At 61.3% G+C, this 24193-nt stretch carries 27 protein-coding genes; 11 read left to right on the top strand and 16 right to left on the bottom strand.

From position 1 onward, the window contains the following. Positions 1-167: 167 nt before the first annotated feature. A complete protein-coding gene (locus ISX93_RS09575) occupies positions 168-1094 on the top strand; it encodes a GlxA family transcriptional regulator (RefSeq protein ID WP_195778622.1) in 927 nt (308 codons plus the stop codon). 5 nt (positions 1095-1099) lie between these two features. Here ISX93_RS09575 and zapE read toward each other — a convergent pair whose 3' ends face one another. The 3 genes from zapE to ISX93_RS09560 form a co-directional block, all read right to left on the bottom strand. Beyond that, positions 1100-2197: a cell division protein ZapE gene (gene zapE / locus ISX93_RS09570; protein WP_195778497.1), complete on the bottom strand. Its 1098-nt coding sequence runs from the start codon at positions 2195-2197 to the stop codon at positions 1100-1102. Between the two features lie 88 nt (positions 2198-2285). Beyond that, complete coding sequence (locus ISX93_RS09565) at positions 2286-3632, bottom strand: tryptophan--tRNA ligase (protein WP_195778496.1); 1347 nt, start codon at positions 3630-3632, stop codon at positions 2286-2288. Positions 3633-3817: 185 nt separating this feature from the next. Further along, complete coding sequence (locus ISX93_RS09560) at positions 3818-4447, bottom strand: alpha/beta hydrolase (RefSeq protein ID WP_195778495.1); 630 nt, start codon at positions 4445-4447, stop codon at positions 3818-3820. A gap of 128 nt (positions 4448-4575) precedes the next feature. Between ISX93_RS09560 and ISX93_RS09555 the strand changes: the two genes are divergently transcribed. Next, positions 4576-5022, top strand: a complete 447-nt coding sequence (locus ISX93_RS09555; RefSeq protein WP_195778494.1) for a YhcB family protein — start codon at positions 4576-4578, stop codon at positions 5020-5022. Between the two features lie 79 nt (positions 5023-5101). On the opposite strand, the gene cysN is transcribed toward ISX93_RS09555, so the two are convergent. The 3 genes from cysN to ISX93_RS09540 form a co-directional block, all read right to left on the bottom strand. Further along, complete coding sequence (cysN, locus tag ISX93_RS09550; RefSeq protein WP_195778493.1) at positions 5102-7003, bottom strand: sulfate adenylyltransferase subunit CysN; 1902 nt, start codon at positions 7001-7003, stop codon at positions 5102-5104. A 1-nt stretch (position 7004) separates the two neighbouring features. After that, complete coding sequence (gene cysD, locus ISX93_RS09545) at positions 7005-7922, bottom strand: sulfate adenylyltransferase subunit CysD (RefSeq protein WP_195778492.1); 918 nt, start codon at positions 7920-7922, stop codon at positions 7005-7007. 118 nt (positions 7923-8040) lie between these two features. Continuing rightward, positions 8041-8799: a Nif3-like dinuclear metal center hexameric protein gene (locus tag ISX93_RS09540; protein ID WP_195778491.1), complete on the bottom strand. Its 759-nt coding sequence runs from the start codon at positions 8797-8799 to the stop codon at positions 8041-8043. Positions 8800-8910: 111 nt separating this feature from the next. On the opposite strand from ISX93_RS09540, the gene ISX93_RS09535 reads away from it, so the two are divergent. Continuing rightward, a complete protein-coding gene (locus tag ISX93_RS09535) occupies positions 8911-10059 on the top strand; it encodes a S1C family serine protease (protein ID WP_195778490.1) in 1149 nt (382 codons plus the stop codon). A 16-nt stretch (positions 10060-10075) separates the two neighbouring features. Here the strand turns inward: ISX93_RS09535 and hisC are convergent, their stop codons facing one another. The 10 genes from hisC to ISX93_RS09485 all read right to left on the bottom strand — a co-directional run bounded on the left by hisC (position 10076) and on the right by ISX93_RS09485 (position 18114). After that, on the bottom strand, positions 10076-11131 hold the full coding sequence (hisC, locus tag ISX93_RS09530) for a histidinol-phosphate transaminase (protein ID WP_195778489.1): 1056 nt from the start codon (positions 11129-11131) through the stop codon (positions 10076-10078). A gap of 85 nt (positions 11132-11216) precedes the next feature. Continuing rightward, positions 11217-12527 (bottom strand): histidinol dehydrogenase, encoded by a 1311-nt coding sequence (gene hisD / locus ISX93_RS09525; RefSeq protein WP_195778488.1) that lies wholly within the window; start codon positions 12525-12527, stop codon positions 11217-11219. A 120-nt stretch (positions 12528-12647) separates the two neighbouring features. Beyond that, positions 12648-13280: an ATP phosphoribosyltransferase gene (gene hisG, locus ISX93_RS09520; protein ID WP_195778487.1), complete on the bottom strand. Its 633-nt coding sequence runs from the start codon at positions 13278-13280 to the stop codon at positions 12648-12650. A 72-nt stretch (positions 13281-13352) separates the two neighbouring features. Then, positions 13353-14618, bottom strand: a complete 1266-nt coding sequence (gene murA, locus ISX93_RS09515; RefSeq protein WP_195778486.1) for a UDP-N-acetylglucosamine 1-carboxyvinyltransferase — start codon at positions 14616-14618, stop codon at positions 13353-13355. Positions 14619-14644: 26 nt separating this feature from the next. Next, complete coding sequence (locus ISX93_RS09510; RefSeq protein ID WP_195778485.1) at positions 14645-14884, bottom strand: BolA family protein; 240 nt, start codon at positions 14882-14884, stop codon at positions 14645-14647. A 183-nt stretch (positions 14885-15067) separates the two neighbouring features. Further along, a complete protein-coding gene (locus ISX93_RS09505) occupies positions 15068-15376 on the bottom strand; it encodes an STAS domain-containing protein (protein WP_195778484.1) in 309 nt (102 codons plus the stop codon). After that, positions 15373-16035, bottom strand: a complete 663-nt coding sequence (locus ISX93_RS09500) for an MlaC/ttg2D family ABC transporter substrate-binding protein (RefSeq protein WP_195778483.1) — start codon at positions 16033-16035, stop codon at positions 15373-15375. The genes ISX93_RS09505 and ISX93_RS09500 overlap by 4 nt, the downstream gene beginning before the upstream one ends. Continuing rightward, positions 16035-16508 (bottom strand): outer membrane lipid asymmetry maintenance protein MlaD, encoded by a 474-nt coding sequence (gene mlaD, locus ISX93_RS09495; RefSeq protein ID WP_195778482.1) that lies wholly within the window; start codon positions 16506-16508, stop codon positions 16035-16037. Before mlaD ends, ISX93_RS09500 begins: the two co-directional genes overlap by 1 nt. Then, positions 16508-17305: a lipid asymmetry maintenance ABC transporter permease subunit MlaE gene (gene mlaE, locus ISX93_RS09490; RefSeq protein ID WP_195778481.1), complete on the bottom strand. Its 798-nt coding sequence runs from the start codon at positions 17303-17305 to the stop codon at positions 16508-16510. The genes mlaD and mlaE overlap by 1 nt, the downstream gene beginning before the upstream one ends. Beyond that, complete coding sequence (locus tag ISX93_RS09485; RefSeq protein WP_195778480.1) at positions 17305-18114, bottom strand: ATP-binding cassette domain-containing protein; 810 nt, start codon at positions 18112-18114, stop codon at positions 17305-17307. Before ISX93_RS09485 ends, mlaE begins: the two co-directional genes overlap by 1 nt. Positions 18115-18355: 241 nt before the next feature. On the opposite strand from ISX93_RS09485, the gene ISX93_RS09480 reads away from it, so the two are divergent. The 8 genes from ISX93_RS09480 to ptsN all read left to right on the top strand — a co-directional run bounded on the left by ISX93_RS09480 (position 18356) and on the right by ptsN (position 24189). Next, entirely contained in the window at positions 18356-19330 is a 975-nt protein-coding gene (locus ISX93_RS09480) for a KpsF/GutQ family sugar-phosphate isomerase (RefSeq protein WP_195778479.1), read from the top strand. Further along, entirely contained in the window at positions 19331-19855 is a 525-nt protein-coding gene (locus ISX93_RS09475; protein ID WP_195778478.1) for a KdsC family phosphatase, read from the top strand. It begins immediately after the preceding gene. Between the two features lie 7 nt (positions 19856-19862). After that, the gene (gene lptC, locus ISX93_RS09470) at positions 19863-20432 is read left to right on the top strand and encodes an LPS export ABC transporter periplasmic protein LptC (RefSeq protein WP_195778477.1); all 570 of its coding nucleotides are present in this window, start codon (positions 19863-19865) and stop codon (positions 20430-20432) included. Beyond that, positions 20419-20961, top strand: coding sequence for a lipopolysaccharide transport periplasmic protein LptA (gene lptA, locus ISX93_RS09465; protein ID WP_195778476.1), 543 nt, complete (start codon positions 20419-20421; stop codon positions 20959-20961). The genes lptC and lptA overlap by 14 nt, the downstream gene beginning before the upstream one ends. Continuing rightward, positions 20961-21686 carry an LPS export ABC transporter ATP-binding protein gene (gene lptB, locus ISX93_RS09460; RefSeq protein ID WP_195778475.1) on the top strand — a complete coding sequence of 242 codons (726 nt, stop codon included), beginning with the start codon at positions 20961-20963 and terminating at the stop codon, positions 21684-21686. The genes lptA and lptB overlap by 1 nt, the downstream gene beginning before the upstream one ends. Before the next feature lie 132 nt (positions 21687-21818). Then, on the top strand, positions 21819-23318 hold the full coding sequence (locus tag ISX93_RS09455; RefSeq protein ID WP_195778474.1) for an RNA polymerase factor sigma-54: 1500 nt from the start codon (positions 21819-21821) through the stop codon (positions 23316-23318). 82 nt (positions 23319-23400) lie between these two features. Further along, positions 23401-23709 (top strand): ribosome hibernation-promoting factor, HPF/YfiA family, encoded by a 309-nt coding sequence (gene hpf, locus ISX93_RS09450; RefSeq protein WP_195778473.1) that lies wholly within the window; start codon positions 23401-23403, stop codon positions 23707-23709. Between the two features lie 15 nt (positions 23710-23724). Further along, a complete protein-coding gene (ptsN, locus tag ISX93_RS09445; RefSeq protein ID WP_195778472.1) occupies positions 23725-24189 on the top strand; it encodes a PTS IIA-like nitrogen regulatory protein PtsN in 465 nt (154 codons plus the stop codon). The last annotated feature ends 4 nt before the right edge of the window (positions 24190-24193 follow it).

Below are 24193 nucleotides of genomic sequence, written 5' to 3'. Positions count from 1 at the left end.
CACATCCGCCAAAAAATAAGACGATCCAGCCGCCCGATGGCCAATTAACCCTAAAGCGTAACCTTATGCTTCCAACTACCCCGACCCAAACGCTGCATCGTGTCAGCATCCTGGCGACCGAAGGTGTGTTTGCCTCGACCCTGCTCCTGGCCAAGGACTTTTTTCATATGGCCAGCCTGCGCCATGCAAAGCAGCAGGGCCTGGGGCTCCAGCCTTCCTTCGAGATACATCTGGTCAACCCGGACGGATTGCCAACCAATACTTTCAGCAACGTGTTGATGCCGATCGATGGCGGTCTTGACGCCGCCGACCTGATCATATTGCCGGCATTCTGGGGAGACTTTGAAGCGCTGCGCACAAGGCATCCGCAGGTGCTCGACTGGCTGCGCGAGCGACACGCCTGTGGCAGCGTCATCTGCGGCGAAGCTGGCGGCGTCTTCTGGATGGCCGAGGCCGGCTTGCTCGACGGCAAGGAAGCCACCACCTACTGGCGTTTCTTCAGCGAATTTGCCGCGCGCTTCCCGAAGGTTCAACTGAATCAGGAAAAGCACCTGACGGATGCCGACAACCTGTACTGCGCCGCCGGCCCCACTTCTGCCTGCGACCTCTACATTTACCTGATCGAGCGCTTCTGCGGCGCTGCAGTGGCCCAGGCGGTAGCCCGGGAAATACTGCATGAGGTGCAACGCAGCTATTCACCCGGCCGAATTGGCTTCGGCGGGCAGAAGCTGCACCAGGACGTGGCCATCCTGCAGATCCAGCAATGGCTGGAAGAACACTTCACCGAGAAGTTTCGCTTCGAAGACATGGCTCGCGATCACGGCATGAGTATCCGCAACTTCATGCGCCGCTTTCAGGCGGCCACCGGCGATAAACCCTTGCACTACCTGCAGCGCCTGCGTATCGAGACTGCCAAGAACCTGCTTTCCGCCACACGCAAAAGCATCAAGACCATCAGCTATGAGGTGGGCTATGACGACGCCAGCTTCTTTGCCCGACTATTCCGCCAGCACACCGAGCAGTCGCCAAACAACTATCGCCGGCAATTCCAGCAGAAGGATATTTCCGCAACAGACAAGCGCTCCAGCAACTGAGCGCGTCAGGGCTTGTGCGGCCGGGAAAGAAACTCGTGGGACTGCATTTCCAGCAGACGGCTGAGGGTGCGCTGAAACTCGAACGCCAGCCGCCCTCCCGTGTAGAGGGCAGGCAACTCGACTTCTGCCGAGAGGATCAGCTTGACGTTACGGTCGTAGAACTCGTCAACCAGATTGACGAAGCGGCGCGCCATATCATCCTTGGTGGAATCCATCTGCTCGACATTGGCCAGCAACACGGCATGGAATATCTTTCCCAGCTCGATATAGTCGTTCTGGCTGCGCGGGCCATCACACAGCTCGCGAAAGTCAAACCAGGCCACGTCCTCGCCAAGCTTGCGCGCCAGAATCTGGCGATTCTCGATCATCAGCGGTTCGTTATCCTGCACCTCGCAGTGCTCGGGAATCAGGCTGCGGAAGCTTTTCTCCAGGCTGAGCTCGGCTGCTGCGTCCAGCGGCCAGTGATACAGCTCCGCCTGCTCCAGGGCACGCAGCCGGTAATCGACGCCACTGTCGACGTTGACCACCTCGGTGTGCTGCTTGATCAGCTCAATGGCCGGCAGAAAGCGTGCCCGCTGCAAGCCATCCCGATACAGGCCGTCCGGCACGATGTTGGAGGTTGCGACCAGCGTTACGCCGTTCTTGAACAGCTCCTCGAGCAGGGTGGCGAGAATCATCGCATCGGTAATATCCGAGACAAAGAACTCGTCGAAGCAGATCACCCGGGTTTCCGCGGCAAAGCGCTTGGCGATGATGACCAGGGGGTTCTTTTCACCCTTGAGAGTGGTCATTTCCTCATGCACGCGCTTCATGAAACGGTGAAAGTGGGTGCGCATTTTCTGCGGAAACGGCAAGGCATCGAAGAAGGTATCAACCAGATAGGTCTTGCCACGACCCACACCGCCCCAGAAGTACAGTCCCTTTACCGGCACCGGCTGCTTCTTGCCAAACAATTTCTGCAGCAGGACGCCAGGGCCACCCTGGGACTGCCGCACCAGATCTTCATACAGCCGCTGCAAATGGCGAACGGCATTTTCCTGGGCAGCATCGTGAAAAAAACCCGGACGCTGCAGGTCGGCTTGATAGAGGGAAAGTACCGTCATTTTGGGTAATTCGGTAACAGCAGGGGCGCACACTTTAGCCGCGACCCGCCCGCTTGGCAATCAGACCTCTGTATAACGCCTACACCGCTCACTCGCGAGGCGTCAATGCCTCACGCAAGCGGTCAATCGCCGCAGCGCAACCAGGCGCGTCGGCAAACTCCGGGCTGGTTGCCACGCACGCCTCATCCAGCCATAGACTGAAGCCACAGCCTTGCTGGCGAATATCCAGCGCCGATCCCGACTGCAAGCGCTTGCTGACCTGCCCCGCCGCCTTGCCATCGGCAAAGGCCACCGACAGCAGCAACTGCTCGCCCTCCGCATCCAGCAGGCGAAAGCGAAAGCTGCCATCCTCCTCGCGAAAGCTGACGAAGCGCGCACTCTTGGCGACCTTCTTCTGCGCCGTAGCGCCGGCCACCACCCGCTCGCGAAACGAACGCAGACCAACCGCCTCGCGCAACTCACCGAGGAACGGCGTGGCGATGCTCCGGGCCTTGGCGGCACCGGCCAGCAGGATGTCCTCGAGTTCGGCCGGACGCTCAATCAGCGCCTGGTAGCGTTCCCGCGCCTCGCCCAGCTCCCCTTCGAGCAGCTTGAACAGCGCTTGCTTGGCATCGCCCCAGCCCAGCCCGGCAATCAGTTCGGCGCGGAACTCGGCCTGCTGGGCGGCACTGGCAAAGGCCTGATAGAGGGTGAACAGGTGCGAGTTGTCCGGATCCTTGGCTTCACCGGGCAGCCTGGAGTCGGTGACGATGCGCGCAATCGCATCCTTCAACTGCCTGGCACTGCCAAACAGCGGAATGGTGTTGTCGTAGCTCTTCGACATCTTGCGCCCATCGAGCCCCGGCAAGGTCGCCACGCCCTCCTCGACCACTGCCTCGGGCAGGGTGAACAGCTCCTTGCCGTTGCCGAACAAGTGGTTGAAGCGCTGGCCGATATCACGCGCCATTTCCACATGCTGGATCTGGTCGCGCCCGACCGGCACCTTGTGTGCGTTGAACATCAGGATGTCCGCCGCCATCAGCACCGGATAGCTGAACAGGCCCATGGTGATCCCGGCATCCGGATCGACGCCTTCGGCGAGGTTCTTGTCCACCGAGGCCTTGTAGGCATGCGCGCGGTTCAGCAGGCCCTTGCCGGCCACGCAGGTAAGCAGCCAGGTCAGCTCGGTGATTTCCGGGATATCGGATTGCCGGTAGAAGGTTGCCCGGTTCACATCCAGGCCGCAGGCCAGCCAGGTCGCGGCAATTTCCAGGCGCGAGCGTTGAATGCGCAGCGGGTCATCGCACTTGATCAGCGCATGGTAGTCCGCCAGGAAATAGAAGGATTCCGCGCCAGGATCACGGCTGGCGATGATCGCCGGCCGGATGGCGCCCGCATAGTTGCCCAGATGCGGGGTGCCGGTGGTGGTGATGCCGGTAAGGATACGGGTGGTCATGGCTGAATCGCTTTGTTTGGAATCCGATAGGTAGTCTTGCGCGCCTGAGCCGGACAAGGCGCCACGTAGTAACCGCCAAGGGCTGGTCAAAACGGCGAGACAGTGGAGTTTACTAACGCTAAACGAGCATTCCGACCCCGCTTTGACGCAGGCCGGCCAGCGCGCAGCAGGTCATGGGCAGGCACTCAGAGGCGCGCCTGGACCAGCTCCTTCAGCTCGACCAGCTTGCCGTGAAAAAAGTGGCCGCATTCTGCCACTTTCAGTAGCTCATGGTCACGCGACAAGCCGGCCGACCAGGCATACACCTGGTCGGCACTGATGACCTCATCCTGTTCGGGTTGAATCAGGGTCAGGCGCATCTGCGCCGGCAACCCGACATCGGCGGGCAGGCGGCCAACCGCCGGCGCGACCATGATCAGGTGCTGCACTGTCTCTCCCCGTTGCGCCAGCCTTGCTGCCAGGGCGGCGGCTACATACCCGCCAAAGGAGAACCCGAGCAACGTCACCGGCAAGTCCGCCTGCTGCGCGCACAGCCAGGCCAGCGCCGTCTCGGCGTCATCCACCTCGCCGGTTGCCAGGCAGTGTCTGCCGGAACTGGCACCAACGCCGCGATAGTTGAAACGCAACGTACTGTAGCCAGCATCCCGGGCAGTGCGCTGCAGGGTTGAAACAACCTTGTTGAGCATGCTGCCGCCCTGCACCGGATTGGGATGGCACACCAGGGCAAGACCTTTGGCCTGGGGGTTATTCTGATAGCGCGCCTCCAACTGCCCGCAAGGGCCATCAAGCAGAAGCGGAACTTCCTGACTGGTCAAAACGACTACTCCGTGACCCCGACCCGGGGCAAAACGTCTTGGATTGGCACAATTGGACTTGCGTCGCGGTATACAGCGCAGGGATCAGACGCTAACGTAAAGCAAAGCCGTTGAGAGAGGAAGGATACGTGGAACAGTCATATAACATCTGGTTGCTGCTTGTACTCGCATTGGCAGCCGGGGCCGCGATCGGTTTTTTTATTTCCCGCCAGATTGCTGCAAGCAACCCCGAGCGCACCCAGCAACGCCTGGACGAGCTGCAAGAGCGTTTTGACAACTACCAGACCGACGTGATCACGCACTTCAACACCACCGCCACGCTGGTAGGCAAGCTGACGCAAAGCTACCAGGATGTGCAGCAGCACCTCGCGGACGGCGCCGATCGACTGGCACTGGACGAACTGACACGCCAGCGCCTGCTGGAATCATTGCGGGTGGATACCGCGCTGCCGGCTGCCCGCGAGCGCCTGTCGCTGCCGAAAAACGCCGAGCCACCGAAGGACTATGCCCCCAAGGACAAGGATGAGCCCGGCACGCTGGACGAGAGCTTCGGCCTGAAGGGCCACAGCAGCTGACCCCGCCGCGCATGCACACTGACAGATAAAACAAAGCCCCTGACGGGGCTTTGTTTTTAGCGCAGCAAACAGCTGCCGATCAGATCAGGCCGCGGCTGCGCAGCAGCTCGAGGACCTGCTTGACCCCCTCCTCCAGCGTGACCGCCTGAGTATCGATCAGCAGATCGGCGTTCAACGGGACATCATACGGGAACGACTCGCCCGGAATGTTGTCCTTGCCGGCGGCATACAGCCCCTGCGGGTCGCGCTCGCGGCACACTGCCGGGGACGCCTGGACATACACCGTCAGCAAGCGATCAGCACCAATCAGCGCCTTGGCCTGCTCACGCCCTTCGGCATCCGGGGCGACGAAAGCCGCCAGGGTCAGCAGACCCGCCTCGTTGAACTGGCGTGCCACATGCGCCGCACGCCGCCAGTTCTCCGTTCGCCCGGCGCGATCCTGCGGCAGGCCCTTGTTCAGGTCTTGGCGCAGGTTCTGGCCATCCAGCACATAGACCGCACGGCCCAGGTCAAACAGCTTGCGCTCCACGGCATAGGCCAAGGTGCTCTTGCCGGCGCCGGACAGACCGCTGAACAGCACGGTAGCCGGCTGCTGGCCGAAGCGCAGGGCGCGCTCCTCGGTCGACACATGGGCCAGCTGACCATGATGACTGCTGCCGTCCTGGCCACCCAGCGGGGCGGCGATGATCATGCCGGCGCCGACGGTACCGTTGGTCAGCCGGTCGATGACGATAAAGGCACCGGTGGTGCGATTGCTGGCGTAGCCGTCGAGGGCAATCGGCGCATCCAGGGCAACCTTGACCTTGCCGATTTCGTTCAGTTGCAAGGCGCTCGCCGGACCTTCTTCGAGCGTGTTCACATCGACACGGTTGACGATGCTGGCGATCGACCCCGGCACATAGCTGGTGGCGCGCTTGATGTCGTATTTCTTGCCCGGCAGCAGCGGCTCTTCGGCCATCCACACCAGCATGGCCTCGAAGCTGTCGGTCACCCGCGGCTGGTTGTCGGCGTGCACCAGCAGGTCGCCACGGGATACGTCGATCTCGTCTTCCAGGGTCAGGGTCACGGCCTGGCCTGGGCCGGCGTGCTCCAGCTCACCATCGAAGGTGACGATCGACTTGATCTTGCTGCCCTTGCCCGACGGCAGGACGACGATTTCGTCGCCCTTGCGCACGATGCCACTGGCCAGGGTGCCGGCGAAGCCGCGGAAATTCAGGTTCGGCCGGTTGACGTACTGCACCGGGAAACGCAGGTCGGTGAAGTTGCGGTCACCGGCCACTTCCACGGTCTCGAGAATCTCCATCAGCGACTGGCCGCTGTACCATGGCGAGCGCTCGGACTTGTTGACCACGTTGTCGCCCTTCAGCGCCGACATCGGCACGAAGTGCAGCGAGCTCGGCTTGAGCGCGATACCGTCGGCAAAGGCGAGGTAGTCGGCCTTGATCTGCTCGAACACCGCTTCGTCGAAGTTCTTCAGGTCCATCTTGTTGATGGCCACGACGATGTGCTTGATCCCCAGAAGACTGGCGATAAAGCTGTGGCGCTTGGTCTGGGTCTGCACGCCGTAGCGGGCGTCGATCAGAATGATCGCCAGGTCGCAGGTGGAGGCGCCAGTGGCCATGTTGCGGGTGTACTGCTCATGGCCGGGGGTGTCGGCAATGATGAACTTGCGCTTGGCGGTACTGAAATAACGGTACGCCACGTCGATGGTGATGCCCTGCTCGCGCTCGGCCTGCAGGCCATCGACCAGCAACGCCAGATCGATATCGTCTCCAGTGGTGCCGACTTTCTTGGAGTCTCGGGTGATGGCTTCCAGATGGTCTTCGTAGATCATCTTGGAGTCGTGCAGCAGGCGCCCGATCAGGGTGCTCTTGCCGTCATCGACGTTGCCGCAGGTAAGGAAACGCAGCAGCTCCTTGCGCTCATGCTGCGCCAGGTAGGCCTGAATGTCTTCGCTGATCAGCTCGGATTGGTGCGACATGTTAGAAGTACCCCTGACGTTTCTTGTCTTCCATGGAACCCGCACCATCGTGGTCGATCACTCGCCCCTGGCGCTCGGAGGTCCGGGTCAGCAGCATTTCCTGGATGATGTCGGTCAGCGTGGTCGCCTCGGACTCCACTGCGCCGGTCAGCGGGTAGCAGCCAAGGGTGCGGAAGCGCACCTTCTTCTTGACGATGCGGGCCTTGTCTTCATCGCTGAGGTACTCAAGGATGCGCTCGTCGTCGATCATGATCAGCGTGCCGTCCTTCTCGATCACTTCGCGCTCGGCGGCGAAGTACAGCGGTACGATCGGGATGCCTTCCAGATAGATGTATTGCCAGATATCCAGCTCGGTCCAGTTCGACAGCGGGAACACGCGAATCGATTCGCCCTTGTTGACCTTGCCGTTGTACACGTTCCACAGCTCGGGACGCTGGTTCTTCGGGTCCCAGCGATGCTTGCTGTCGCGGAACGAATAGACACGCTCCTTGGCGCGGGACTTTTCTTCATCACGGCGTGCCCCACCGAAGGCGGCATCGAAGCCGTACTTGTCCAGGGCTTGCTTGAGGCCCTCGGTCTTCATGATGTCGGTGTGCTTGGCACTACCGTGGGTAAACGGGTTGATGCCCTGCGCCACGCCATCGGGGTTGACGTGGGTGATCAGCTCGAGACCGTATTCCTCAACCATCTTGCTACGGAATTTGTACATCTCCTGAAACTTCCAGCGCGTATCCACATGCAATACCGGGAACGGCAGCTTGCCGGGGAAGAACGCCTTGCGCGCGAGGTGCAACATCACGGCGGAATCCTTGCCGATGGAATAGAGCATCACCGGGTTATCGAACTCGGCGGCGACCTCGCGGATGATGTGGATGCTTTCCGCCTCCAACTGTTTCAGATGCGTCAATTTGTCGAGCATGGCTACTCACACTGGCAATAGGACGGCCGACGGGCCGTGGACGAGGCGCGCACTTTATCACGGCTACATCTTCTAATCAGGCGCCTGGTTAGACCTAAAGGTTCTACTTATATGCCGCTTAAATGGGATTCGGACAATCAATGAACTGGTGTTCGAGGGCAAATCGCCGGGCCAGGTAATCGCCCAGCGCCTGGACACCGAAACGCTCGGTGGCATGGTGGCCGGCGGCAATGAAGCCGATCGCGTTTTCCCGGGCGCTATGGAAGGTCTGCTCGGAGGCTTCACCACTGAGAAACACGTCCACGCCAGCCGCAATCGCCTGCTCGATATAACCCTGGCCGCCACCAGTGCACCAGCCAATCCGCCGAACCAGCTCGGGTCCCTCGATGACCAGCGGCTGCCGCCCCAGCACCTGCTGCACCCGCCGCGCGAAATCGCTCATGCGCATGGGCTGCTCGAGCCCCCCGACGAGGCCCACGGTGCGTGGATTGCCCGGCTCCAGATCGCCCTCGATGGTGATCCCCAGCAGCCGCGCCAACTGCACGTTGTTGCCCACCTGCGGATGGATATCCAGCGGCAGGTGATAGGCCAGCAGGCTGATGTCATGACTCAGCAGGGTTTTCAGCCGGCGCTGCTTGATGCCGGTGATGCAGGCATCCTCGCCTTTCCAGAAATACCCGTGATGCACCAGCACGACATCCGCCTGCGCTGCAACGGCAGCATCCAGCAGCGCCTGGCTGGCGGTTACGCCACTGACGATCTTCTGCACCTGCGGCCTTCCCTCGACCTGCAGCCCGTTAGGGCAGTAGTCGGCGACAGCCGCGATATTCAGGTAACGATTGGCTTCTTCGACCAGGCTGGTCAGGGCAATGGCCATGGCATTTCTCCGCTGCAACAGGGCTGACTGCCATTTACCCGGCAGCCTCGTATAATGGCGCCACCTTAAAGGGGCGTGCGACGCTCCGACAACCCTCTGGACCGACACTCAATGCTCAAGGCAGCACGCTTCATCGGCTGGCCATTGCTGGCTGGCGTTCTCCTGGCCCTGCTGATCATTCAGCGCTACCCGCAATGGGTTGGCCTGCCGGACCAGGCGGTGCACCTGCAACAGGTGCGCCCCGCCGCCGCCAGCGGCCAGGGCCAGGCGTCCTATGCCGATGCCGTGAGCAGCGCGGCGCCGGCAGTCGCCAACCTCTACAGCACCAAGCTGGTGAACAAGCCGGCACAACAGCAGCCAACCAAGCCGGGACTCTACAGTGACGACGTGCCCAAGCAGCGGCGCATGGAATCCAGTCTGGGTTCGGCCGTCATCATCAGCCCGGAAGGCTACCTGCTGACCAACAACCACGTTATCGAGGGTGCCGACAAGATTGTCGTGGCGCTCATGGATGGCCGTGAAACCCTGGCCCATGTGGTCGGTACCGATCCGGAAACCGATCTGGCCGTCCTCAAGATCGACCTTGCCGACCTGCCCGTCATCACGCTCGGGCGCTCGGACCAGATTCGCATTGGCGATGTCGCCCTGGCCATCGGCAACCCGTTCGGCGTCGGCCAGACTGTCACCATGGGTATCATCAGCGCGACCGGGCGCAACCAGCTGGGCATCAACACCTACGAAGACTTCATCCAGACCGACGCAGCCATCAACCCCGGCAACTCGGGCGGCGCGCTGATCGATGCGCAGGGCAACCTGCTGGGCATCAATACCGCGATTTTCTCCAAGTCCGGCGGCTCCCAGGGCATCGGCTTCGCCATCCCGACCAAGCTGGCCATGGACGTGATGCGCGCGATCATCCAGCAGGGCCGGGTCATCCGTGGCTGGCTGGGCATCGAGATTCAGCCGATGACCCCGGAACTGGCGGAATCCTTCGGCATGGAAGGCCGCCCGGGAATCATCGTCGCCGGCCTGTATCGCAACGGCCCGGGCTATCTGGCCGGCCTGCAACCCGGGGATGTCATCCTCAGCATCGATGGCGAGCCGGCCAGCAATGGGCGCCGCTCGATGAACCAGGTGGCGCGCAGCAAGCCGGGGGAAAGCGTGGTGCTAGAGGTGTTGCGCAACGGCAAGCCGCTGCAATTCAAAGCGGAAGTCGGCCTGCGCCCGCAACCCAAGGCGCAGGACAGCAGCACCGACTAACAGGCTGCCGCCCTGCTCAGACAATCTGCCCGAGCGCCGCCAGCAAGGCCTGATTCTGCGCTGCGGAACCGATGCTGATGCGCAGGAACTGGGCAATCCGGGCCTGCTGGAAGTGCCGCACGATAATGCTGCGCTCGCGCAATCCGGCGGCCAGCTGCGCCGCATCGTGCTGCGGGTGCCGGGCAAAAATGAAGTTGGCTGCCGAAGGCAGCACCTCGAAGCCCAGTTGCTGGAGGCCGCTGACCACCGCCTCGCGGCTGGCAATCACCTGCTGACAGGTCTGCTGGAAATATGCTTCGTCCTCAAACGCCGCCGCCGCGCCGGCGATGGCCATGCGGTCCAGCGGATAGGAATTGAAGCTGTTCTTGATCCGCTCCAGCGCCTCGATCAGGTCAGGATGGCCTACCGCCAAGCCCACCCGCAGGCCAGCCAGCGAGCGCGACTTGGACAGGGTCTGGGTCACCAGCAGGTTGGGATAGCGTTCGACCAGGCTGATGGCGCTGGTGCCGCCGAAGTCGATGTAGGCCTCATCCACCAGCACCACCGAGTGCGGATTGAGTTGCAGCAGACGCTCGATCGCCTCCAGCGCCAGCAGGCAGCCGGTCGGCGCATTCGGATTGGGAAAGACAATCCCGCCGTTGACCCGCTGATAATCCTCGACGCGGATCTGGAACTGCTCATCCAGCGCAATCGCCTCGAACGGTATGCCATACAGGCCGCAGTACACCGGATAAAAGCTGTAGCTGATATCCGGAAACAACAGCGGACGGCCATGCTGGAACAAGCCGTGAAAGGCATGCGCCAGCACTTCATCGGAGCCGTTGCCGACAAACACCTGCGCCGCAGTCACGCCGTAGTAGGCCGCTACCGCCTGCTTCAGGCGCTCGCTGTTGGGGTCCGGGTACAGGCGCAGGTTATCGCCGAGTTCGGCCTGCATGGCGGCCAGCGCCCTGGGCGAAGGGCCATAGGGATTTTCGTTGGTGTTCAGCTTGACCAGATTGGCCAGCTTCGGCTGCTCGCCCGGCACATAAGGCACCAGTTGCTTGACGAAGGGACTCCAGAACCTGCTCATCTACCCTTCTCTCCTCGAGTTCGTTGCGGTTATCGGCGGCGCTGATGGGTATCGCTGCGCTCAACCCATCCTACGCACCCTACATTCAGTTCTTGATGCGGTACTCGGCGCTGCGCGCGTGCGCCGTCAGCGACTCGCCACGGGCCAGTACCGAAGCCGTCTTGCCCAGCTCGGAGGCGCCCGCCGCCGAGCAATGGATGATCGACGAGCGCTTCTGGAAGTCGTAGACCCCCAGCGGTGAGGAGAAGCGCGCGGTGCCAGAGGTCGGCAACACATGGTTCGGCCCGGCACAGTAATCGCCCAGCGCTTCCGCGGTGTATCTGCCCATGAAAATCGCCCCGGCGTGGCGGATCTGCGGCAGGTACTGCTCGGGATTGGCCACCGACAGTTCGAGGTGTTCCGGAGCAATGCGGTTGGCCACCTCGACGGCCTGGGCCATGTCCGCGACCTGGATCAACGCACCCCGGGCACCGAGCGAGGTCGCTATGATCCCGGCGCGCTCCATGGTCGGCAGCAACTTGTCGATACTGGCGGCCACCCGGTCGAGGAACCCGGCATCCGGACTGAGCAGAATCGACTGCGCATCTTCATCATGTTCGGCCTGGGAAAACAGATCCATGGCGATCCAGTCCGGGTCGGTCTGGCCATCACAGACCACCAGGATTTCCGACGGCCCGGCAATCATGTCGATGCCCACCTTGCCGAATACATGGCGCTTGGCGGTGGCTACATAGATATTGCCGGGACCGACGATCTTGTCCACCGGCGGCACGCTTTCGGTGCCGTAGGCCAGCGCGGCGACGGCCTGCGCACCGCCGATGGTGAACACCCGGTCGACACCGGCAATACAGGCTGCCGCCAGCACCATCTCGTTGATTTCGCCACGCGGGGTCGGCACCACCATCACCACCTCGGCGACACCGGCCACCTTGGCCGGAATGGCATTCATCAGCACCGAGGACGGGTAGGTCGCCTTGCCGCCCGGCACATAGAGGCCGGCACGATCGAGCGGGGTGACCTGCTGCCCCAGCAGGGTGCCATCGGCTTCGGTGTAGCTCCAGGAGTCCTGCTTCTGCCGCTGGTGGTAGCTGCGCACCCGCTCGGCTGCGACTTCCAGGGCCTGGCGCTGTGCCGGCGAAATTCGCGTCAGGGCCAGCTCCAGGCGCGCGCGCGGCAGGATCAGGTCGGCCATGGCGGCCACCGCCAGTCCGTCGAAGCGCTGCGTGTATTCAACCAGCGCCGCATCGCCGCGCGTACGCACGGCCCGGATAATCTCCAGCACCCGCTGATTGACCGCCTCGTCCGACACGCTTTCCCAGCTCAGCAGCTGATCGAGCTCGGCGGTAAAGTTCTGGTCGGTGGCGTTCAGTCGGCGAATCGTGATCGGAGCGGTCATGACAAATCTCGTGTTAGGCAATTCTCAGGCGCCACTAGAGTAACAAGCCCACCGTGCAGGCACCTGAGAAATTGGCTATGACACGGATAGGCTGCCGCGATCAGCGTCGCGGTGAGTGATTCAGTGGCGGTGGGACTCGACGGCTTCGCGCAGGGTATCGATCAAGGCCTGGATGCGGGCATGCTGGGTCTTCATCGAGGCTTTGTTGACGATCAGCCGCGAGCTGATTTCGGCAATCAGCTCCTGCGGTTCCAGCCCGTTGGCACGCAGGGTGTTGCCGGTATCCACCACGTCGATGATCTTGTCCGCCAGGCCCACCAGCGGCGCCAGCTCCATCGAACCATAGAGCTTGATGATGTCGACCTGACGGCCCTGCTCGGCATAGTAGCGCTTGGCCAGGTTGACGAACTTGGTCGCCACGCGCAGGCGTCCGCGCGGCTCGACAGCGCCAACCGCGCCAGCGGTCATCAGCTTGCAGCGGGCAATTTTCAGATCGAGCGGCTCGTACAGGCCCTGGGCACCGTACTCCATCAGCACGTCCTTGCCGGCCACGCCCAGATCGGCGGCGCCATGCTCGACGTAGGTCGGCACATCGGTCGCCCGCACGATCAGCAAGCGCACATCATCCAGCGTGGTGGGGATGATCAGCTTGCGGCTCTTGTCCGGGTTTTCGGTCGGTACGATACCGGCGACAGCCAGCAACGGCAGGGTATCATCGAGAATCCGGCCTTTCGACAGGGCAATGGTCAGCATGGATAAACTTCCTTAAAACGGGAACCTGCCCTCGCGGGCTGGTGGTCGGGCTTCGCCAGGCGCAGCCCGGACCTATCCCGGCACGCGCCGAATCTTGGCGCCGAGCAATTGCAGTTTTTCCTCGATGCACTCGTAGCCACGGTCAATGTGGTAAATGCGGTCGATCAGGGTATCGCCATCTGCCACCAGGCCGGCAATGACCAGGCTGGCCGAGGCGCGCAGGTCGGTTGCCATTACCGGTGCCGCCTTCAGTCGCGGTACACCGGTAACCACTGCCGTATTGCCCTCGACGAGGATCTGCGCACCCATGCGGTTCATTTCATAGACATGCATGAAGCGGTTCTCGAACACCGTCTCGATCACGGTGCCGGTACCCTCGGCAATCGCGTTGAGGGAAACGAACTGCGCCTGCATATCGGTCGGGAATGCCGGATATGGCGCCGTGCGCAGATTGACCGCCTTGGGCCGCTTGCCTTTCATGTCCAGCTCGATCCAGTCCTTGCCGGTGGTGATCTCGGCGCCAGCCTCCTGCAGCTTCGACAGCACCGCCTCGAGAATGGTCGGATCGGTGTCCTTGAGCTTGACCCGGCCGCCGGTCGCGGCAGCCGCAACCAGGTAAGTGCCGGTTTCAATCCGGTCGGGCATCACGCTGTAGCGCCCGCCACCCAGGCGTTCAACCCCGTCAATGACGATGGTGTCGGTACCGGCTCCGCTGACCTTGCCGCCCATCGAATTGATGAAGTTGGCCAGGTCGACCACCTCCGGCTCGCGCGCGGCGTTCTCCAGTACGGAGCGACCCTTGGCCAGCGAGGCCGCCATCATGATGTTCTCGGTGCCGGTCACGCTGACCACATCGAAGAAGAAATGCGCGCCCCGCAGGCCGCCGGCCGGGGCTTTGGCCTTGATGTAGCCACCCTCGACCGTGATCTCGGCACCCATCGCCTCCAGGCCGCGGATGTGCAGATCAACCGGCCGCGAACCGATCGCGCAGCCCCCGGGCAAGGCCACTTCGGCCTCGCCAAAGCGCGCGACCAGGGGGCCGAGCACCAGGATCGAGGCGCGCATGGTCTTGACCAGGTCGTAGGGTGCAACCAGCGTCTTGATGGTGCTGGCATCGACTTCGACGCTGAGCTTTTCGTCAATCACCGGCTCAACACCCATGCGGCCAAACAGCTCGATCATGGTGGTGATGTCATGCAGGTGCGGCAAATTGCACACCGTCACCGGATGATCGACCAGCAGGGTCGCCGCGAGAATCGGCAAGGCCGCATTCTTTGCGCCGGATATGCGGATTTCGCCATTGAGCGGAACGCCGCCGGTAATAATCAGTTTGTCCATGGAATAGGTTCTCGCTGCCAGTGGGCTCAGGTGCGCGCGGCCCAGGCGGCGCGACTGAAGAATTTCATGGTGACGGCATGGATGCTGCCATCGGCGATCCAGGCATTCAGATGGGCATATACCTGTTGCTGCCGTTTAACCGGACTCAAACTGGCAAGTTCGTCGCTGATCAGGTTCAGCTGAAAGTTGCAGCCCTCGCCCTCCACTTCGACCTGGACGCCCGGCAACCTGGCCTGGAGGAAATCTCTTACTTCTAGCGCCTGCATGCTTAACCTCGCTCTGCACTTCGGTGATCGGGCGCGCCGCGTTACCCCGGCAGACACCGCCGGCGGCGGGTCAGGTGAAGGGCAAGCAAGGCCCGCAAGCCCCGAAGTGTGGAAATCCTAATGCGCCGCCAGGGCGCTGAGGGCCGCCATGATACAAAAAACCGAAGCAGCCGGCGAATCGGCTCACGCCTGAACCGGCAGCAGCTCTTCCAGACCGGACACCTGCGCGATCTGGCGCATGTCTTCAGGCAAGCCGCGCAAGAGCAGTGTCTTGTCGGCTGCGGCGGCATCACGCATGAACGCCAGCAGCAGGGAAACACCCACGCTGCTGGACTTTTGTACGGCCGTACAGTCAAGCAGCAGCTCCCGGGCCTGGCTGGCAGCAATCACCTTCTTGCCGCTCTCGCGCAGTTGCGGCCCCGAGCGGAAATCGATCACACCCGACAGCTGCAGTTGGCCCGGGGCGGTCTCGACAATCGCTGCGCCGCTCACGCTGGCTCCTTGGTGGCTTGCTTGGCCTTGGACACGGTTTCCGCCCAGGTATCGATGACCTTGTCCAGATCGTTGCCATGATCCTTCATCGACTGGGCAAACTGGTCGCGAAACAGCTTGCCGATATTGATGCCATTGATGATGACGTTACGCATCCGCCAGCTGCCATCCAGCTCGACCATGGTGTAGGACAGCGGATAGACAGTGCCCTTGCCGTCCTTGATTTCCATGTTCACCGCCTCACGCCCCGGCTCCTGCTTGCCGCCAGCCGGCAGGACACGAATCTCCTGGTTGTCATACTCGAGCAGGGCGTTGCCATAAAAACGCATCAGGCTGATCTTGAAGCTCTCTTCGAAACGCTTCATCTGCTCAGGCGTAGCCGCGCGCGAATAGCGGACGGTCATCACCCCCTTGGAGAGCCCCTCGAGGTCGACCACCGGCCCAAGAATCCGGTCCAGCGCGCCATAGAAAGCCGAGGGGTTCTGCTTGTACAGCTGCTTGTTGGCTTTCAGGTCTGCCAGCAGGCCATCGGTAGTCTGCTGCACCACCTCGACCGCGGTCTGGGATGCCTGGGCTGGCACACACACGAGCGCAAAGGCCAGCAGCAGGCAAGCACGGCGAATTGCGGCAAAAAAATCCAGGGAACGCTGCAGGCTCATTAGTCTTTCTCCTCGTCCTTGTTAACCGAATTAAGCAGGAACTTGCCGATCAGGTCCTCCAGGACCAGCGCCGACTGGGTGTCGCGAATCACTCCGCCATCCTTCAGCACGGCCTCTTCGCCACCGATGCTGATGCCGATGTATTTCTCGCCCAGCAGGCCGGCGGTCAGCACCGATGCAGTGGAGTCTTCCGGCAGGTTATCCACCTGATCGTTGATTTCCATGGTGACGCGTCCGGTATAGCTGTCCCGATCCAGATCGATGGCAGTGACCTTGCCAATGATCACGCCAGCCATGGTTACCTTGGCGCGCACAGTCAGCCCGGCAATATTGTCGAAGTAGGCGTAGACCTTGTACGACTGGTCAACACTGCTGACGGTCAGGCCGCTGACGCGCAGCGACAGCAACAGCAATGCCAAAAAGCCGGCCATGATAAACAGGCCAACACCGATTTCCTGGGTGCGGGTTTGCATCAGAAGTCTCCAAACATCAAGGCGGTAAGAATAAAGTCCAGGCCCAGAACAGCCAGCGAAGCGTAAACCACGGTTCTGGTGGTCGCGCGGCTGATGCCCTCCGAGGTCGGATCGCAGTCATAGCCCTGGAACACGGCAATCCAGGTCACGACGAAGGCAAAAACCACACTTTTGATCATGCCATTGAGTACATCTTCCTTGAACTCGACACTGTTCTGCATATTGGCCCAGAACGAGCCGTCATAAACACCCAGCCAGTCCACGGCGACCATGGCGCCGCCCCAGATTCCCACCACGCTGAAGATCGCGGCCAGCAACGGCATGGAAATGAAGCCCGCCCACAGCCGTGGCGCAATGATGTACTTCAGCGGGTCCACCCCGATCATTTCGAGGCTGGACAATTGCTCGGTCGACTTCATGTTGCCAATCTCTGCGGTCAGCGCCGAGCCGGCACGGCCGGCAAACAACAAGCCTGTCACCACCGGCCCGAGTTCGCGCAACAGGGTCAGCGCCACCATCTGCCCGACCGCCTGCTCGGAACCGTAATCGACCAGGATGTTGTAGCCCTGCAGGGCCAGCACCATGCCAATGAACAGACCGGCCACCACGATGATCGGCAGCGACAGCACACCAACGAAGAACAGCTGCTTGATCAGCAGGCGGAAACCATTGCCCAGGCCGGTACGGCCAAACAGGGCACGCAGCAGAAACAGCACCGAGCGCCCCAGCGCCTCAACCACCTCGAGTCCCACACGCCCGATCAGGGCAATCCTGTCCAGATAAGAAATCTTGCGCATCAACCCTGCCCCAGCAAGTCTGTACGGTAATCCGCTGCCGGAAAGTGGAATGGTACCGGACCATCCGGCGTGCCCTGCATGAACTGGCGGATCTGCGGATTATCCGAATGCATCAACTGATCCGGGGTACCGTAGCCAAGCACCCGGGAATCGCCGACCACATAGATGAAGTCAGCGATGCTCGCGGTTTCCGCCAGGTCGTGGGAAACCACGATGCTGGTGATCCCCAGCGCATCATTGAGCAAGCGGATCAGCCGCACCAGCACGCCCATGGCGATCGGATCCTGGCCAACGAAGGGTTCGTCATACATGAGAATCTGCGGATCCAGCGCGATCGCCCGGGCCAGTGCAACGCGGCGCTTCATGCCGCCGGAGAGCTCGTCCGGCATCAGGTCATAGGCACCCCGCAGACCGACCGCCTGCAGCTTCATCAGGACGATATCGCGGATCATCTCGCCGGGCAGCTTGGTATGCACCCGCAACGGAAAGGCCACGTTCTCGAATACATCCAGGTCGGTAAACAAGGCGCCGCTCTGAAACAGCACGCCCATCTGCTTGCGCATATCGAACAGCTCGGATCGCGACAGCCCCGGCAAGTTCTCGCCATTGACCCAGACCCCGCCGCTACTCGGCATCAGCTGCGCAGCAATCAGGCGCAGCAAGGTGGTCTTGCCGCAGCCGGAAGGGCCCATGATGGCGGTAATTTTGCCTCGCGGGATATGGATATCGACGTTATCAAAGATGGTGCGCGAGCCACGCTTGAAGGTTACCCCGCGCAACTCCACCGCATTAACGCTTTCGCTACTCATCTGCACTCCCTGGATACGGTAGCCCCGGCCACCTCCCGCATATCAAGGAGGCCCCCTAAAAAACCGGCGAACCGAACAAGCGCCGCAATATAGCATCGACCCGCCGCCATCCCAAAGTATCTAAACCACCGTTGTGCAACACCGCGAAGCGTGCAGCCGGCTCATTTGCAGCGCCTAGTGTAAGGTCGCTGCGGATTGTCGGTATAATCACCAGCCCTGAACTAACGCAATCGCCGCCGCCATGACCCAGCCAAACGCACTGATTCAGTCCGCCCAGCGCACCGTGCGCCTCGAACTGGAGGCGATAGAAGCCCTGCTGGAACGAATCAATGCCGATTTCGTGCACGCCTGCGAGCTGTTGCTGGCCTGCCGCGGCAGGGTCGTGGTGGTCGGCATGGGCAAGTCCGGACATATCGGCAACAAGATTGCAGCCACGCTGGCCAGCACCGGCACACCAGCCTTCTTTGTGCACCCGGCGGAAGCCAGTCATGGCGACATGGGCATGATTACCCGGGATGACGTGGTACTGGCCCTGTCCAATTCGGGATCTACCGCAGAAATCATCACCCTGCTGCCGTTGATCAAGCGCTTGGGCATCCCCCTGATCAGCATGACCGGCAATCCTGACTCGCCGCTGGCACTCGCAGCTGAAGCCAACCTGGACGCCAGGGTCGCGCACGAAGCCTGCCCGCTAAACCTTGCGCCCACCTCGTCGACCACGGCATCCCTGGTGCTGGGTGATGCCCTGGCAATTGCGTTGCTTGAAGCGCGCGGCTTCACCGCCGAAGATTTCGCCTTCTCTCACCCCGGCGGCGCCCTCGGCCGGCGCCTGCTGCTCAAGGTTGAACATGTCATGCATGCCGGCGACGCCCTGCCCCGGGTTGTCCGCGGCACCCTGCTCAGGGATGCCTTGCTGGAAATGACCCGCAAGGGACTGGGCATGACCGTGGTCCTGGAGCCCGACGGTCGTCTGGGCGGAATCTTCACCGATGGCGACCTGCGCCGCACACTGGATCGCGGCATCGATGTGCGCAACGCCAGCATCGACAGTGTCATGACGGTACACGGCAAGACGGCCAGAGCCGAGATGCTGGCCGCTGAAGCCCTGAAGATCATGGAAGACCACAAGATCAACTCACTGGTGGTGGTGGATGCCGCTGACCGCCCGGTGGGCGCCCTGAACATGCACGACCTGTTGCGCGCCGGAGTAATGTAAATGTCCACCGACCTGCTGCAACGCGCACGCGCCGTAAAGCTGGCCATCTTCGACGTGGATGGCGTGCTGACCGATGGCAAGCTGTACTTCCTCACCGACGGCAGCGAATTCAAGACCTTCAACACGCTGGATGGCCACGGCATAAAAATGCTGATCGCCTCCGGCGTCAGCACGGCAATCATCTCCGGCCGGACAACCCCGGTGGTCGAGCGCCGCGCACAAAATCTCGGCATCCAGCACCTGTACCAGGGCCGCGAAGACAAACTGGTGGTACTCGATGAACTGCTGGCACAACTGGACCTGGATTACACCCAGGTCGCCTACCTGGGCGATGACCTGCCCGACCTGCCGGTTATCCGGCGCGTAGGCCTGGGCATGGCGGTTGCCAGCGCTGACGCGTTTGTCCGCCAGCATGCACACGGCGTAACCCTGGCCCGCGGCGGCGAAGGTGCCGCACGCGAATTTTGTGAGCTGATCATGCGCGCACAAGGTAGTCTTGATCGCGCCCAAGCTGCCTATCTGTAGAACTGCCATGTCGAACAACCTACGCCAAGCCCTGCTCTTCCTGCCCATCGCGGCGCTGCTGATCGCGCTTGGCTACTGGAATATTCGTCCGGAAAGCTTCGGCGAAGCGCAAATCGGCGACAGCCCGGAAGCGTCGATTGATTTTTTCGTGGTGAATCCGCACACCCGGCAATTCAAGGCAGATGGCAGCCTCAATTACCGGGTCGAGGCCGACAAGCTGGAGCATGTCAAGGCCACCGACATCACCCTGATGAGCCAGCCTGACCTGTTGCTGTACCGCAAGGACGAGCAACCCTGGCATGTGCAAAGTCAGCTTGGCGAAGTTGCGCCAGGCGGAAAGCAGGTAGAATTGATCGATGCGGTCAGTGTTCAGCGTACCGACCTCCAGGGCCGCCAGACGCTGCTGACAACCAGCCGCATGACAGTATTTCCTGACCAGGAATATGCCGAGACCAAGCAAGCCGTTAAAATCGAGGCCGCCAATGGCGTAACCACGGCAAACGGAATGAAAGCGTATCTGAATGAAGGCAGGATGCTCCTGCTCTCCAACGTAAGAGGCCAGCATGAGCTTCGTTAAAACCCTTCCCCTGTTGCTTGTCAGCCTGGGCAGCCTGATTTCCGCCCCTGCAGCCCTGGCGCTGCCTACCGACCGTGACCAGCCGATCCGGGTCCAGGCCGACAGCGCCGAACTGGACGACAAGCAAGGCGTGGCGATCTATCGCGGCGCCGTGGTGATCACCCAGGGCAGCCTGAAGATCACCGGCAACCAGGTCACCATTACCCAGGATCAGCAGGGTGACATCGAAGTCTTCACCGCAGTCGGCGAGCCGGCCTATTACGAGCAGCAACCCTCGACGGACAAAGCCCTGGTAAAGGCTTACGGCAAGACCATCCAGTATTTTGCACCGACCGAGCGCATCGTCCTGATAGACCAGGCCAAGGTCGTTCAGGAAGGCAACACGTTCAGGGGCGAGAAAATCGTCTATGACACCCAGCGCCAGATCGTGAATGCCGGCAGGGCCAAGGACACTTCGATCAGCAGCCCGCAGCCGCGCATCGACATGGTCATCCTGCCGAAGAAAAAACCCGAACAAAAGGCTCCCTGATGGCGACTCTGAAAGCCCAGCACCTGGCAAAAAGCTACAAGGGTCGGCAAGTTGTCCGCGACGTCAGCCTGTCCATCGACAGTGGCCAGATCGTCGGCTTGCTGGGACCCAATGGTGCAGGGAAAACCACCTGCTTCTACATGATCGTCGGCCTGGTCCAGGCCGACCAGGGTCGCGTGCTGATCGATGACCTCAATCTCAGCCATCTGCCCATGCATGGCCGTGCCCGCGCCGGTATCGGCTACCTGCCGCAGGAAGCCTCGATTTTCCGCAAGCTCAGCGTGGCCGACAACATCATGGGTATCCTCGAGACACGCAAGGACCTGGATCGCGCAGGACGGCAGCTGGCCCTGGAAAACCTGCTGGAAGAGTTCCACATCCACCACATCCGCGACACCCTGGGGATGAGCCTCTCGGGCGGCGAGCGGCGGCGGGTGGAAATCGCCCGGGCACTGGCCACTTCGCCCAAGTTCATCCTCCTCGACGAGCCGTTTGCCGGGGTTGACCCGATCTCGGTCGGGGATATCAAGCAGATCATCCACCACCTCAAGTCCAAGGGTATCGGCGTGCTGATTACCGATCACAACGTGCGCGAAACCCTGGACATCTGTGAAATCGCCTACATTGTCAACGACGGCCAGCTGATTGCCGAAGGCGATGCGGAAACCATACTGGCCGATCAACTGGTCAAGGACGTCTACCTGGGGCACGAGTTCCGCCTGTAAACCCAGCGAACCATCAGCCCGGCCCGGGGAATACAGCCTGATAACGGCATATACTTTCCCCCAGCCCGGCAGCCAGCGACTCGAACCGGTTGACCACTATCCGTCAGCAAACAAGGCGTACCCATTCAAGTTATGAAACCTTCGCTAGTCCTCAGGATGGGCCAGCAGCTGACCATGACTCCGCAGCTGCAACAGGCAATCCGTTTGCTCCAGCTGTCGACCCTGGACCTGCAACAGGAAATCCAGGAAGCGCTGGAAGCGAACCCGATGCTCGAGCGCCAGGAAGAAGGCGAAGACTTCGACAATGACGATCCCCTGGCCGACCACGGAGAAACCGCCGCAGCGGCTCCCGCGGCCAACCAGGAAAACACCTTCCAGGAGCAGGCAGACAATGCCGAGCGCTTCGAAGAAGGCGACTGGAACGAGCGCATTCCCAGCGAATTGCCGGTAGACACCGCCTGGGAAGACATCTACCAGACCAGCGCCAGCAGCCTGCCCAGCAACGACGATGACGAGTGGGACTTCACCACCCGCACCTCAGCCGGCGAAAGCCTGCAAAGCCACCTGCTCTGGCAGCTGAACCTGACCCAGATGTCGGAAACCGACCTGCTGATCGCCGTCACCCTGATCGACTGCATCAGCAACGATGGCTATCTGGAAGAGTCCTTGCAGGAAGTGCTGGAAGCCTTCGATCCGGAACTGGATATCGAGCTGGACGAGATCGAAGCCGTGCTGCACCGCATCCAGCTGTTCGAGCCGATCGGCTGCGGCGCCCGCGACCTGCGCGAATGCCTGCTGATCCAGCTGCGCCAGCTGCCGGGCGACACCCCCTGGCTAGCCGAAGCGCAGCGCCTGGTGAGTGACTATCTCGAATTGCTCGGCAGTCGCGATTACACCCTGCTGATGCGCAAGATGAAGATCAAGGAAGCCGAACTCAAGCCGGCCATCGAGCTGATCCAGCAACTCAACCCGCGCCCCGGTTCGCAGATCGAGGCCAGTGAAGCGGAGTACGTGATACCCGATGTACTGGTGCGCAAGCACAATGACCGCTGGCTGGTGGAGCTCAACCAGGAAGCCGTCCCGCGCCTGCGGGTGAACCCGCAGTACGCCAGTTTTGTGCGGCGCGCGGATTCCAGCGCGGACAACACCTTCATGCGCAACCAGTTGCAGGAAGCACGCTGGTTCATCAAGAGCCTGCAAAGCCGCAACGAAACCCTGATGAAGGTTGCCACGCAGATTGTCGAACACCAGCGGGGCTTCCTCGAATACGGCGATGAGGCCATGAAACCACTGGTCCTGCATGATATTGCCGAGGCCGTTGGCATGCATGAGTCGACCATTTCGCGGGTGACCACGCAAAAATTCATGCATACGCCGCGCGGCATTTACGAGCTGAAATACTTTTTCTCCAGCCATGTGAGCACCGCCGAAGGCGGAGAGTGCTCGTCTACGGCGATCCGGGCCATAATCAAGAAACTGGTGGCTGCGGAAAGTCAGAAAAAGCCGTTGAGTGACAGCAAGATTGCAGGTCTACTGGAAGCACAAGGCATTCAGGTAGCTCGCCGGACTGTCGCAAAATATCGTGAATCCCTTGGCATTGCGCCTTCCAGCGAGCGCAAGCGCTTGATGTGAACTGGCTTGATCCAAGGCAACAGTGTCCCGGTGGCAGATTCAGTAATCTGTCACCAATACACGGCAACAAGGAGAATGCGGTATGCAAGTGAACATCAGTGGACATCAACTGGATGTGACCGACGCCATGCGTGACTACGTCGGGGAAAAACTTGGCAGACTTGAACGCCATTTCGACAAAATTACCAACGTACAAGTGATCATGCAGATCGAAAAGCTCAAGCAGCAGATCGAAGCGACCCTGCATGTCGCTGGACGCGAAGTCGTGGCCAGTGCCGAACACGAAGACATGTACGCCGCCATCGACCTGCTCGCCGACAAGCTCGATCGTCAACTGATCAAGCACAAGGAAAAGCAGCTTGACCACAAGCAGGGCGTTACCGCCCGATAAGCCCATATCCTACCCATGATCTCAATTGAGCAAATCCTGACCCCCGGCCGTTCTCTGGTGAACGTGCCGGGCGGCAGCAAAAAGCGTGTACTCGAACAAATCGCCAGTCTCGTCGCCCGTGACCTTCCGAACCTGGATACCCAGGATATTTTCGAGAGCCTGATTGCCCGCGAAAAACTTGGCTCCACCGGTTTCGGCAACGGCATTGCCATCCCGCATTGCCGCCTGACAGGCTGCCCGACGCCGATCTGTGCGGTATTGCGCCTGGATGCCCCGGTAGACTTTGATGCCATCGACGGCGCACCGGTTGATTTACTGTTCGTCCTGCTGGTACCCGAAACCGCCACCGATGCCCACCTGGAACTGCTGCGGCAGATTGCCAGCATGCTCAATCGCAGTGAAGTACGCGAGCGCCTGCGCCAGGCACAAAGCAGCGAAAGGCTTTATCAGCTGATTGTGGACGCGCAAAACGATCAATAAGGAG

The sequence above is a fragment of the Pseudomonas sp. N040 genome, assembly GCF_015637705.1.
Lineage (GTDB): Bacteria > Pseudomonadota > Gammaproteobacteria > Pseudomonadales > Pseudomonadaceae > Aquipseudomonas.
This window is presented reverse-complemented; position numbering and strand designations above follow the sequence as displayed.